The 12,564-nt window shown below is 39.5% G+C and carries 13 protein-coding genes; 1 reads left to right on the plus strand and 12 read right to left on the minus strand.

All coding sequences use genetic code 11. From position 1 onward, the window contains the following. Positions 1-293: 293 nt before the first annotated feature. The 11 genes from PO903_RS03270 to PO903_RS03320 all read right to left on the minus strand — a co-directional run bounded on the left by PO903_RS03270 (position 294) and on the right by PO903_RS03320 (position 10,676). A complete protein-coding gene (locus tag PO903_RS03270; RefSeq protein ID WP_069327745.1) occupies positions 294-1,964 on the minus strand; it encodes an ABC1 kinase family protein in 1,671 nt (556 codons plus the stop codon). A gap of 1 nt (position 1,965) precedes the next feature. Beyond that, the gene (locus tag PO903_RS03275) at positions 1,966-2,286 is read right to left on the minus strand and encodes a phasin family protein (protein ID WP_069327744.1); all 321 of its coding nucleotides are present in this window, start codon (positions 2,284-2,286) and stop codon (positions 1,966-1,968) included. A 238-nt stretch (positions 2,287-2,524) separates the two neighbouring features. After that, positions 2,525-3,199, minus strand: coding sequence for a ThuA domain-containing protein (locus PO903_RS03280; protein ID WP_273592579.1), 675 nt, complete (start codon positions 3,197-3,199; stop codon positions 2,525-2,527). A 174-nt stretch (positions 3,200-3,373) separates the two neighbouring features. Further along, positions 3,374-4,129, minus strand: a complete 756-nt coding sequence (locus PO903_RS03285; protein ID WP_273592580.1) for an NAD-dependent epimerase/dehydratase family protein — start codon at positions 4,127-4,129, stop codon at positions 3,374-3,376. Positions 4,130-4,189: 60 nt separating this feature from the next. Next, positions 4,190-5,362 (minus strand): TerD family protein, encoded by a 1,173-nt coding sequence (locus tag PO903_RS03290; RefSeq protein ID WP_273592581.1) that lies wholly within the window; start codon positions 5,360-5,362, stop codon positions 4,190-4,192. Between the two features lie 142 nt (positions 5,363-5,504). Continuing rightward, a complete protein-coding gene (locus PO903_RS03295; RefSeq protein WP_273592582.1) occupies positions 5,505-5,834 on the minus strand; it encodes a hypothetical protein in 330 nt (109 codons plus the stop codon). A 14-nt stretch (positions 5,835-5,848) separates the two neighbouring features. Next, positions 5,849-6,550: a pirin family protein gene (locus tag PO903_RS03300; protein WP_273592583.1), complete on the minus strand. Its 702-nt coding sequence runs from the start codon at positions 6,548-6,550 to the stop codon at positions 5,849-5,851. A gap of 164 nt (positions 6,551-6,714) precedes the next feature. Then, positions 6,715-8,703, minus strand: coding sequence for a methyl-accepting chemotaxis protein (locus PO903_RS03305; protein ID WP_273592584.1), 1,989 nt, complete (start codon positions 8,701-8,703; stop codon positions 6,715-6,717). A 199-nt stretch (positions 8,704-8,902) separates the two neighbouring features. Further along, positions 8,903-9,319, minus strand: coding sequence for a DoxX family protein (locus tag PO903_RS03310; RefSeq protein WP_273592585.1), 417 nt, complete (start codon positions 9,317-9,319; stop codon positions 8,903-8,905). A gap of 80 nt (positions 9,320-9,399) precedes the next feature. Further along, positions 9,400-10,278 carry a M56 family metallopeptidase gene (locus tag PO903_RS03315; RefSeq protein ID WP_273592586.1) on the minus strand — a complete coding sequence of 293 codons (879 nt, stop codon included), beginning with the start codon at positions 10,276-10,278 and terminating at the stop codon, positions 9,400-9,402. Then, on the minus strand, positions 10,260-10,676 hold the full coding sequence (locus PO903_RS03320) for a BlaI/MecI/CopY family transcriptional regulator (protein WP_069327735.1): 417 nt from the start codon (positions 10,674-10,676) through the stop codon (positions 10,260-10,262). Before PO903_RS03320 ends, PO903_RS03315 begins: the two co-directional genes overlap by 19 nt. 319 nt (positions 10,677-10,995) lie before the next feature. Between PO903_RS03320 and PO903_RS03325 the strand changes: the two genes are divergently transcribed. Then, entirely contained in the window at positions 10,996-11,628 is a 633-nt protein-coding gene (locus PO903_RS03325; RefSeq protein ID WP_139129243.1) for a hypothetical protein, read from the plus strand. Between the two features lie 155 nt (positions 11,629-11,783). Here PO903_RS03325 and PO903_RS03330 read toward each other — a convergent pair whose 3' ends face one another. After that, positions 11,784-12,248 (minus strand): hypothetical protein, encoded by a 465-nt coding sequence (locus PO903_RS03330; RefSeq protein ID WP_137223046.1) that lies wholly within the window; start codon positions 12,246-12,248, stop codon positions 11,784-11,786. Between the last annotated feature and the right edge of the window lie 316 nt (positions 12,249-12,564).

Here is a 12,564-nt window from a genome sequence, read left to right on the forward strand (position 1 = left end):
TTAACAAACTTTCCGAACGAATATCGAAGACAGTAGTCATTATGATATTAAATGTAATACATAGATTGCTTTCCTCTCGCGGGAAAACAGGAGCCGTAGGTACAGATAGATTTTTATTATACAAAATTTTCTCTATAAAACCTACATCTTTTTTCGTCTATGTAAGCGCAAAAATCACCGCTATTCATCGTTATCGTTAGTATTTCTCTTTATCTTCTATTAATAAGCTAAAAATAAAAAAAGAATAAAACGCAAAAAGAACGACTCTTTAATAAAAAGAGTCGTTCTTTTTGCTAAAATCGACCTGATTTGAAAATAGCATAGAATAGCCATATAACCATCAGTGTAGCAATCACAAAACCAATCTCAACGACTGGGAAACCCCATAAAATCGGTGTCTGGTCTCGTAACGATGAACCGACGATAAGACCGACCATAATAATACTAAAAGCCAGCAAAACAATACTGAATGCCAGTCGATTACTGATCTGATCCATTTTTTGCATCATATCTTTGACTTCAGGCACACTCACTTCTATCCTCATCTTACCTGTACGGATCATGCGAGATAATTCAGAAGCTTGTCTTGGGAGATCGGTTAACATTTCTACTGCATGTAATGCTCCGTCAGTGATACGTTGGCGAACTTTGTTAGGTGCATATTTTTCTCGCAAAAGTTTGCGTCCAAAAGGCTCCGCCATACTCAAAATACTGAGCGATGGATCTAACCGCTCAATTACACCTTCCAGTGTAATCAGTGATTTACCCAACAACGTCAAATCTGGTGGAATTCCGATTCGGTAACGACGCACCACATCAAACATTTCATTTAATGCACTACCTAGATTAATACGGGAAAAAGGAACATCATAATACTGCTCTCGCATGCGTTCAAAATCGCTACGTAGCGCAGACATATTGACATCTTCCGGTACAAAACCGAGTCGCATCACCGCACGAATCATACTATCTGTATTTTTACGTAGCAAAGCAATAATTAATGCGGTCAGATGACCTTTCATTTCACTGCTAAGTCGTCCCATGAGTCCAAAATCAAGAAAAGCAATCCGTCCATCACGCAAAGCGAGCAGATTCCCAGGATGCGGATCGGCATGGAAAAAACCATCGATAAAAATCTGTTGCAACATCGAATCGACCAGATGTTGCGCCACATTTCCCAAGTCTAATCCTTGCTCTAAAATCTCTTCTCGCTTACCCAAAGCAATCCCATCGATATATTCCATCGTCAATACACGAGCAGACGTATAATTCCAGTACGTGACCGGAATATGGATATTGCGATCCCGTTCAAACTGACTGGCGATACGCTCCATATTACGTCCTTCGACACTGTAATCCAATTCTTCACGCATCGACTTGGCAAATTCTTCAACGATTTCTTCCAGTTGATATTGTGAAGCCCATTCCATATGCTTTTTGATCAATCCTGTCAGATCACGCAAAATCTCCAAATCTCGATTAACGACTCGTGATACGCCGGGACGCTGTACTTTGATCGCTACTTTTTCTCCTGAATGTAAAGTGCCTAAATGCACCTGTCCAATAGAAGCAGCAGCTACAGGCACATCTTCAAACGACTCAAAAACTTCTTCGATCGGCAATCCCAATTCTAGCTCGATAATCTTACGTGCTTCTGTTGCAGGAAATGGAGGGACTTGTTCTTGTAACTTGGTTAATTCTTTAACAATATTTTCAGGCAATAGATCAGAACGTGTACTGGCTAATTGCCCTAGCTTTACAAAGGTGGGACCTAATTCTTCAAGCACCAGACGGATACGTTCTCCTAGCGTACGAATACCGTGTACTTCACGACGTGCCAGTCGAAGCGGAATCGCTAGCATCTGGTGTAGCCCTAATTCCTCGACCATATAACCAAAGCCATGACGCATGAGCGCCATGGCTATTTCTCTGTACCTTCCGGCATGCCGGATATGAAGAGCCATCTTATTCCGGTTGTTGCGGTGATTCCAGTTCGGCAACACGCTTCTCTAGAACCGTAATCCGCTCATTCAATTGTTCTGTTGTTTCTTTGGACGGTACTTCCAGTTCAGTCAGCACTTTCTGAACTTGTCCACGAATCCATGTTTTCACTTGGTTCTGTTCTTCTTCTCCACGATCCATTAACTTGTTCACTAATGCACGAGATTCAGAAGGAGCCAATTCTCCACGTTTCACCAAATCTTCTACTGTTTTTTCTACTTTTTCTTTGCTGACAATGGTAAGTCCCAGCCCTAAAGATACTGCTCGTTTGAATAAATCGCTCATTTTCATTCCTCCTGTTGTATACTTCCATCTATCTATGCTAAGTATCCTTTTACCTAACAGAAGCCCTGCACATTGCCATAGTCCGGTTACTTGTTCATTACCGACTCATGGCAACATGCCCATGTCTTGTCGATCTATTATAAGTATAACGTCTAAAAGCAGATATGCCTAATTTCTGTACATGCAAGATGATTCCCAAAGCGATCTATATCCTCTACGTATCTGTACATCATTTCTACTATTTTTCATTGTCCAGACCTGCGACCCAAAACATACTTTGCACTACGATTTTGCGATACTCGGGATAGTCGAACGAAGCTGCATGATGTCCTGGCATAAGATACACAACCCGTCCTAATCCGTAATTAGAACACCATGCGGCTGGCCATGTGGTACCTTCTAAATTATATTCCATTAATATCGTACGCTCTGCCGCAGATAACAATGAAAATTCATAAGGTTCTTCTTCCATCGAAAAAGAAGAAATTCCCTGCATGATCGGGTGACTTAGTGACGATACGCTCATATCCAGTGGCTGGTAATCGGTATGTCCACGATAAACAGCTCCCATAAGTAACTTTATTTCGTGACGCTGTTCTTGCATGGATACCCCTGCATGAATAATCAGCAATCCGCCTCCATTGACAATATATGAAATAATGCCGGCAGTATGCTTGTCACTCATCTTTTTGTCAAAAGAATCGGTATACGAAATGCACAGGTCATAAGCTTCTAGACGTTCCGCTGTAAACATATCATAGTCATCGGTTACATGTAATTCCCAGCCTTCAGGCATCAGCTTACGAATCTCTTTTTCAATCGGTTCCAGTGGATGATAAGGTGCATCTTGATGATAATCCCCAATTAAAATAGCTTGTTTAATGTAAGTTTTGCGATCCGGTTGTAATTTCATAAGACAAGTAATCTCCTTTACATAGAGTGTTGACCGAAAATTTCGCTCTCTATGTTCCATTACCCTTTTCTTGCAACAATTCGACAAATAGATAAGCTTTATTTCAAATTTTATTCATATAAGATATGAGAAGATAGAAGTCTATTAGCGATGATGGGTAGAAAAAGTAGATATTTATCTTGGACTGTCGTATAGAGAAATGTGACTAAGAGCAAAAGCATCCGATTTAGGCGTATAGCCTACTTTCTTTTTGGTATCTTCTAAATTGAGACGCTTAAATCGATTATCTGAAATCCCATGCAGAATCGTAAACGGTTCAAGATCCGTAGCTATAATCGATTTATAAAATAGATCACACATATCTGCCGGGCTGAGATATGCACTCATATCACGCGCTTCAAGTGTCGGCCCTTCTGCCTTAAAATCATCATAAGCTCCGATACGAATTGCAATACTCTGCAATCCCTCGGTATACGCAAAATATGATGCTAATGATTCGCCAAAACATTTGCTCACGCCATACAGATTACGTGGTCTTGTGGGTGTGTCAGGATAAATCTGCGCATCAATCGGATAGCCTTCGATCGTCTGTGCGCTACTTGCTAGAATGACCCGCTGTACCCCTTGATCTTTGGCAGCACGAAAGATATTAAATGTACCTTTGATATTGTTATCTAATAAAGATTCATAGAATCCTGAATCTGGCAAAGGATCACCTGCTAAGTGAATGACGGTATCGATTCCTTTGCAGGCTTGCTGGCAAGCTTCTGGATCAGCAACGTTGAGAGTGATGATCTCGTGCTTGGTATGCTCATACGTCTGTAATCGATCAGTATGCAGATCAGCCAGACGTAGTTGGAATTTATCTTGTAGATAAGCGGCAAGCTCACTGCCAATTTTGCCAGCCGCTCCAGTGATAAGAATATTCATAGGTCAGCTCCGATTCTGTCTAAAGATAGTATTTTTTATAGATCAATGATCTGAACATTATTATTTATAATCTTCATTATCTTTAAATTCTTCTGGACCTGCATCCATTTTGAATGTGCCATCTTCATATAGCCACGGGCTTGCTTCTACCCCTCGACCGGAATATTGTTCTACATGACTAATACTGGTTGCATCATTAGCGGTAAAATCAATATGAGCAATCGCTACCCAATACGCATAATTATTCTTTTCATGGAGTGGAGAGGTGATGACTTGCCCTTGATTATTATCTACAACTGCACGAACTTTCATTGATTTGAAGCTACCTGTGCCATTGCTTACAGCGCTATAGGCTGCAAATAACACATATTTCAAAGCATCCGGTCGATGAATCTGAATTGTTTCTTTGCCATGTGTTAACGCATCTCCATCAAGGGTGATATACGGCGTTTCATGAGTCGAGCCTAGATTACGATAATATACTTTGCCTACCTGATTGGCTTGGGTGACATAAAAGCAATATAGATCCAGATCTTTTTTGGTTTCCCATTCTAATGTAGCTGTAATCGTCGGCGACTTTTGGATATTAATGCTTTCTTTCTTTTTCAGTTCGATCTTCATGAGTGATACAGGCGCAACCGTAACTGGTGGAGTCACTTCTGGAATAGGATCAGGTGTAGATACATCATCGTCTACGGATAGCCCAAAGTTCTGTACCAATGCTGATAATCCACCGTTAAACCCACTACTGATCGCATTAAATTTCCATTCGCCGTTATGTACATATACTTCGCCTACCACAATCGCTGTTTCACTACTTAATCCTTCGCCAAAAGCAAACGTGATAAGTTCTTCGTTGGTCACTGGATCGTAAATACGACAGTTCACTTGTTGAACATGTTGAAAGGAATGATGATGATCGCCTTCTTCATGAATGGTTAATGTGATAGCAATTTTGGAGATATCCGAAGGAACTAGACTCGGAGTAATTTGAATCATTTCACGATCTGGCGGACTTTGATCGGAATGAGTGACCGCATGTTGACGGCTACTTTGTTGATTATAGAAGATCATATCTTCATCTTGCGTACAGACTCCTGCTGTATTAAGCAGAAAAGCAGAAGCATTAATATCCAAATTAGCTTGAGCAGTTGTCCAATTAAGTCCGATTGCGATACTAGATAATTGGCGTCCTTTAGTAATATCAACTTTTTGTCCTTTAGTGATGTTCATGCTGTTTCCTCCCCGGGGTACAAATGATTAGGATAAACCCATTGAGACTGAATATACATACCAAAAAAACCTCAAAGTAACTATACAGAGCATAGCACAATGAGGTTATAAGAATCATTCCAAAATCAGGTTATATTTTATATTATTCTAAATACTCTGAAGGTAGATAAACAATTTCTGATGCGGCTTCGATAATTAATTGGTGTTGATCTGCTTGATACTGCACACCTTGTTCTTTGACATAGTACCAGTGCTTGATCTGTGGAGCATCTTCAGGTAGTTCAAAGCGGAATAGATTTAGCTCATTTTGCAAAGTAAGAATATCTTCTACAATCTCTTCAGGCACATTCATAAGCGTCATACGGAAACCACCTGCTGGCAGATCGCTTAATTCATAAGTGAACGTGTGCTTATTATTATTTAACAATTCTCGACCTGTCACTGCATGCTTGACCATTACGGTTTCTTTCATCAGCTATATTCCTCCTAAGGCAAGTCGATCAGCAAGAAAAAGACAGGTTCTTCTGCTGTCATCTGTAAATGAGTTTCTTGTTCGATCCGCATGGCATCTCGCTTGGATAATAGATGTTCTTGATTCATCGTCAGACTACCTTGAATCACAAATACATACGTACGGCGATCTGGATGCTGAACGAATGGAATCTCTTGCCCTTTTTCCAGACGACTGAGATAGATAGTCATATCTTGATGAATCGTCGCTTGATTCTCGCCACCCTGACGACTTACGATCGGTAACAATTGACCGTTTAACGAAGCTGGATTATACGACGAACTCATATACGAAGGCTTAAGACCACGTGCTTCTGGCTCAAACCATAACTGCAATAGATTACAATGCGTCTCATCTGAAGCATTATGCTCTGTATGCACAACACCAGTACCCGCAGACATCCGCTGAACACCGCCAAAAGAACTTACAGCTACATTCCCTATATTATCTTCATGGCGCAATTGTCCTTCCAAAATAATCGATACAATCTCCATATCACTATGCGGATGCGCACCGAATCCACGTGAAGGTGCAATCACATCATCGTTAAATACACGAAGAGGACCAAAGCTTACATTATTCGGATCTTGATATTCACTAAATGAAAAGCTATGACTTCCTTGTAGCCAACCTCGATCAAAACTAAAACGTTCTTCTGCCGGGTATCGTGTAAACATATCTATTCCTCCCTGAGTAGATGATCTGCTGTTCATTGGTTTATATCATTACTGAATTATTGTAACAAACTTACGAATATAATGTAAAATATAAAATAAGAAATAGCCGTTGTCACTTAATATGAGACAACGGCTATAGTATTGAAACATGTTCATCGCAATAGTTATACTTTAAAACGAGAAACCAATTGTTGTAACTGTTCTGCTAGACGCGTTAAATCTGTAGCCGCACTGGATACTTCTTGCATCGAAGCCAGTTGTTCTTCTGCTGCTGCTGAGATCGTCTCTGTATTGCTTGCTGCTTCTTCTGAAATACTAGCGATATCTTCAATCGATTCTACAACCGCATTCGCATCACTGTTCAAATGATCTGTTGTTCCGGTTACATCATTCATTTTGCGAGAAACGGCTTTGATCGCACGATTAATTTTGGAGAATGAGCGTCCAGACGTATCAACTGCTAGAATCCCACCAGTTACATTTTCTTTGGCCTGATCCATAACTTCGATCGATTGTGCAACAATACCTTGCATGCCTGTAATCAGACTACCGATCCGTTCTGCGGATTCTCCTGATTCGGAAGCGAGCTTACGAACTTCGTCAGCAACTACAGCGAACCCTTTACCATGTTCCCCTGCTCTAGCAGCTTCAATCGAAGCATTCAACGCTAACAAATTAGTCTGTTTGGCAATATTACGAATAAGATCAACAATACCACCAATTTCACTGGATTGAGTATTCAGACTGGTGATAATTTCAGCCAACCGATCGACGGTTAATTGAATTTCAAAAATTTGTTGCGTTACATTAATAACCGATTCATTTCCTTTAGCTGAAGCTGTTGCCGCATCGGTCATACTCTGGCTCACTTCTGCCACATGACCAGAAATTTCAGATACACGTTCTGACATACGATGAATAGCATCTGCTCCGATCTGTACGCCTGCTACTTGTCTTTCACTACCTGTCGACACTTCTTGAATCGCCATCGTTACATGTTCTACAGAGCGACTGGTTTCTTCTGCACCTGCTGCAAGTTCTTCCGAAGCTGCGGATACATTATCTGTTGTATCTCTGACTTTTTCGATCATTTCACGCAGACTGCTCACCATAATCGCAAAGTCATGCGCCAAATCGCCAATCTCATTGTTTTTGCGATCATCTATTTGGATAGTCAGATCACCTTCACTAATTTGATGGGTGGTTTTGCGCAAAGCAAGCAATGGCTTCATAATCATATTGATACAGAACGCCACAATGATCGCTGCAATCACAATTGCAATAATAATAATCAGGAATGCTTGATTACGAATCGGTTCGACCGCTGCATCAATTTCAGTGGTGTACATCGTACCTGCAATTTTCCAGTTGGTATCTTTGTTAGTAAGAAAGACCATTTTTTTCGGTTTATTTTCAAATGTATAGTTAATCGTACCGGTATCCTGAGCATACATTTTTTCTAAATATTCACCAGTTGCGGGATCACCGGGTACACCACTACGTGTCACAATATATTTTTTCTCGGCATCCAAAATAATCACATAACCTGCTGTACCTACATCAATATCCACTAATTTAGAAACATTTTGCAAATTTAATGTAATACCGACTACACCTGATTGATCTTTTAAACGATGAGCAATCAGCACAACAGGCAGATTATCTGCATTGAGCTTCACAGAAGTAATAATAGATTTGTCTGGAGAAGCTTCTGCCAACTGATACCAATCATTTTTTCGAGGATCATCGCCCGCTTTATTTTCTTTGGTTGCTCCATGAATAATTCTTCCATCTTCAGTACCCACAAAGATATCTGTTGCTTCTGGATGAAGCCCTAAATACTGAGTTAACTTGGGATTAAGAAGGGAGCTAGAACTTTCAGCTAGAAGCGATTTATCAAAAATACCTGATAAGTACTCCACATCGTTATACTTCGCCTGAATCGCATTGCTGATAAATAAATTAGCCATTTCTACACTTTGTGTTGCACTAGCATTTAGATTGTCTTGTGCTTCGACTTTGGCTTTGTTGTACATACTGATACCAATGACTAAGCTTGGACCCAATAAAATTAAAGCGAAAGCTAAAATTAATTGATTACGAATAGACCATCGAAAAGCAGGTAATTTAGCCAAATTTTTTCTTTTTTTCATGAACCCCACTCTTTCTATAAATGAATACAGATGATTCTGATGCCTGATGTTAATCATCTACAATTTGCTGGTACTGTATATATCGCCTAAACGATGTTAGTTTTTTAGGTAAAAAACAAAAAACCGACAATATCGTTATGATATTTGTCGGTTTTTGTTTGATTTATCTTTGGTTTCGCACAAATATATTGTGCGTTACTTAGTTTTCGGCTAGTCGACTATTGTATTTATTTTTGAAAAGAAGACTATCTACAGATAATAATAGACTACCTGTAAATGCTAATTGAAGTGAGGTAAATAACAACAAATAATCAAATTCGGTACCCATCATAAATGGCTGTCCGGCTTTGGCTGTAAGCAATACGCCAACCATAATTACGGTTAAAGCAACACCTGCAATACGCGTTAGTAGACCCAGAATTAACAGTAATCCACCTAGAATCTCAATAATCGCTACAACAGGAGCCAAAGCTCCAGGTAACCCTATACTTTGGAAAAATCCCATTGTACCGCCAATACCACCTTGAAATTTAGAAAATCCATGCAATAAAAAGATAATACCTGTTAATACACGAACAATAAACAATCCCAATTCTACATTACGTTTAAGCAACATTATTATTCCTCCTTAGTATGAGTAAAATCTTCACTACATGGCGTAGTGTATTACTATAAAAATAGCCACTTATACAATCATTATAGAAGTGACCACAATAACAAAATACTGAGTGATATCAATATAACCACAGAAAATAGCACAGTTCCTATTGGCAAACGCAAAGATTTCTCTTGATCAGGTTCAACAATACGATGAATTCGGTAATTGAGTGATGTCTCGGCAAAAGAAGAATAGATCATCCGAAAAGGTTGAGGGGAATGGTATTGCTGACGGTGAACAAGCTTTAATAATGCACCGCCTAAGCCAACAGGTGTACCCAAATGATGAACAGCATAACTATCTGCTAGAATTTCACGCGATATTTTATAATGTAACGTAATCTTTCTCAATACAGGCAAAAACCATAATGCAACAGCAAACTGCCCCAACAAAAAAGTCGTTAATGGATCACGATGTCGGTAGTGAAATAGCTCATGATGCGCAACAGCTTGTTGCTCTTGTTGATCCAACATGCGAAGTAATCCATCTGATAAAATAATACGTCGCCGAAAAATACCCATTGTTAACGCCAATGGTTGCGGACAGTGAATAATCACAAATAATTTGTTCGCAGGGCTGTAGACTCCATTATATCGTGCTGACTGTTCTTCATCTTGTAGCGACTGAAAATAACGATATGCTCGGTGCGATCCTAGCCATTGATCTAACCCGTAGCCGATATATAAGACAAATGTACAAAGAACAAGACCTCTGAGTACATGCGCTACTGAAAACCAACCTTGAGCTTCCATCCAACGGTTACAGATACGTAGCAGATCAAAAGGAATATTCCAGCCAAATATCGCATGGAGCGCATAAATAAACATAAGCCCTATCGTAAATAAAGATAGCAATAGCCCGGTATGAAGCAATCTTCTTGAACGACGTTGCCAGTGATTTACGTTTCTTTTTTCCATTGTTTGATTTTATCCTCCAAGGCGCGAATAAGTTGAGGATCTACTTCCTCCAGCACATCTACCATATGATTTACGGCGAGTGACCCGAATTCTTCCATCAATTCATGCGTCAATTCCCTGGACTGATTGTTTAAAAATTGCTCTCGACTTTCAGAAGGCTCATAATGAAAACTTCGACTTTCTCCCGTTTTCGTTAAAGCTCCTTTTTCAACCAAGCGGTTCATCACCGTCATAATGGTATTAAAACTAAGTGTTTTGGTTGTCTGAAGTGAAGCTAGAACTTCTTTAATCGTCATGGGGTGATCCATATCCCATAGAATATTCATGACTTGAGCTTCCAGTGGACCGAAAAAGCGATCCATTCCTGTTGCGCCTACTTTAAAATTTTGTATTTTCATATCCTTATGCCACCTCACTACATATAGTAGTGTATCTCTGTAGCACGCGTCAAACGTCTACCTTTTAGAGTAGAATTGATTCTTTTTTCTGCATTTCCTCTATATAAGGATACATTATACAAATAATACCAGATTAATATCGTTTTGCGAAGCTATTTTTTTGGAAATCATGATCTTATCTATAGCCCTTCTGATAAGCCACTGTCATAAATACTCTTTATGTAAAGGTCATGTTATAATTGAACTGGAATAACAAGCAATAGCTGTATAGCCACAAGCGAGTAGATCTATAATCTATTTAGAAATGAGGGCATGATGAATGAAAAAAATATGGAGTCTATTCTTGACTGGAATGTTACTTGTCGTCATCGTAAGTGCTTGTAGTAACGCATCTGCACCCGCTAATCCTTCAACTGAGAGCACTCCGGAAACGAATAATACAACCGATACGACGAATACAGAACCGGCAACACCTGGGACAACAGATACAGAATCTTCAGATATGACCACTGAACCTGCTTCGACGACTGATTCTTCCACTGAAGCAACCGAGCCTGCGACGGAAAGTAATGATACTGCAACCAATTCAGGATCACTGACAGAAAAAGGACCGATTGCAGCAGATAGTGTAGAAAAACGTCCTACTTACTTACCGACAGACTTCCCGATTCCCGATGATGCAGTCATCTCCACATCTCATCAAGAAGAAAACAAAGGTAAAAAATCGGTTTTACTTATCTTTACTACTAAAGGAAGCATGGAGACTCTGTCTCAAACGTACAAACAATATTTTGATGCCAAATCTCTTACTGATGCAACATCCACAATTGATGAGAAAAACCTTATCATTCAAGGAACCGATCCTAAAACTAAACAAGTCTGGTCGATTATTGGCGGCGCTAAAACAGGCAAAGATGTTGTAGAATTGACAGTAAGCTGGTCAGAGAAATAAGTAGATACGTATTTTAAGTATTTCAAATCAATATACGCTTATACAACAAAAAGATGTGACTTCGCTCAAAAAGGAAGTTACATCTTTTTGTTATTTATACTATTCATTTGATTGTATTCATTCCTATCGTTTTCATTTCGATTGATCATCTATCTTTATTGATGTTTCATCACTTTCACTGTTACTTCTACTGTATCTTTGGAGGCAGTAGGTGCACCAGTTAATGACCATTGTTGAGCTGTAACCGGTTCTGTTCCTTGTACACTCAATTGTTGTTCATTTAACGTCTGAATCGCTTGATCCATATTCACAATACGGAAGTATTCATCATACGTTTTGGCAAGGGTCTCCATACTGCTTTTTGTATGAAAAACAAGCAAAATACTATGTTGTCCTTCAATATACGTTTGTTGGGACGTATCGATCACGGCATCATCGGGAATTGGGAAATCAGCAGGTAAAATGTCTGTGGTTGGTCGCTTGGTTAGAATATCAGGAGTCACAACAGTATAAGATCCATTTTCAGTGGCAGCAAATGCAGGTGCAACGAACGAACTGGACGTTCCGACAACAAAGATGAACAACACACCTATCATGCCAACGCTCCATGATTTTCTCATGACTCACATCTCCTTCAATCTTCTGGAATAGTAAGCACCCATCTGTTGATCTTCCTACACTGTATTCATACGAACAGACCCCTTTTGCCTTTCATCACCCCTTTTTTAGAGTATACAAAGGAGCGCACACATGAATTTGTAGCGCTCCTTCGTCATAACTGCGGTCAATAGTGACCTTATCCTACTAAGCTATCTTTTTTTGAGAACGATTAAGGTCTCTATTCACAGCTTATATATAAAAGCGTTCTGCTTCATTTCAACTAACGATACCCCTTTAATATAAAGCGGAACGCTGAATATCTCAAGTCAATCATTT

The organism is Paenibacillus sp. PK4536 (assembly GCF_028594455.2).
In the GTDB taxonomy this organism is placed as follows: Bacteria; Bacillota; Bacilli; order Paenibacillales; family Paenibacillaceae; genus Saccharibacillus; species Saccharibacillus nuruki.

Coding starts and splice junctions, on each gene's coding strand:
- PO903_RS03270 (WP_069327745.1), bottom strand. CDS start 1,964: ATGGCTCTTCATATCCGGCATGCCGGAAGGTACAGAGAAATAGCCATG.
- PO903_RS03275 (WP_069327744.1), bottom strand. CDS start 2,286: ATGAGCGATTTATTCAAACGAGCAGTATCTTTAGGGCTGGGACTTACC.
- PO903_RS03280 (WP_273592579.1), bottom strand. CDS start 3,199: ATGAAATTACAACCGGATCGCAAAACTTACATTAAACAAGCTATTTTA.
- PO903_RS03285 (WP_273592580.1), bottom strand. CDS start 4,129: ATGAATATTCTTATCACTGGAGCGGCTGGCAAAATTGGCAGTGAGCTT.
- PO903_RS03290 (WP_273592581.1), bottom strand. CDS start 5,362: ATGAACATCACTAAAGGACAAAAAGTTGATATTACTAAAGGACGCCAA.
- PO903_RS03295 (WP_273592582.1), bottom strand. CDS start 5,834: ATGAAAGAAACCGTAATGGTCAAGCATGCAGTGACAGGTCGAGAATTG.
- PO903_RS03300 (WP_273592583.1), bottom strand. CDS start 6,550: ATGTTTACACGATACCCGGCAGAAGAACGTTTTAGTTTTGATCGAGGT.
- PO903_RS03305 (WP_273592584.1), bottom strand. CDS start 8,703: ATGAAAAAAAGAAAAAATTTGGCTAAATTACCTGCTTTTCGATGGTCT.
- PO903_RS03310 (WP_273592585.1), bottom strand. CDS start 9,319: ATGTTGCTTAAACGTAATGTAGAATTGGGATTGTTTATTGTTCGTGTA.
- PO903_RS03315 (WP_273592586.1), bottom strand. CDS start 10,278: ATGGAAAAAAGAAACGTAAATCACTGGCAACGTCGTTCAAGAAGATTG.
- PO903_RS03320 (WP_069327735.1), bottom strand. CDS start 10,676: ATGAAAATACAAAATTTTAAAGTAGGCGCAACAGGAATGGATCGCTTT.
- PO903_RS03325 (WP_139129243.1), top strand. CDS start 10,996: ATGAAAAAAATATGGAGTCTATTCTTGACTGGAATGTTACTTGTCGTC.
- PO903_RS03330 (WP_137223046.1), bottom strand. CDS start 12,248: ATGAGAAAATCATGGAGCGTTGGCATGATAGGTGTGTTGTTCATCTTT.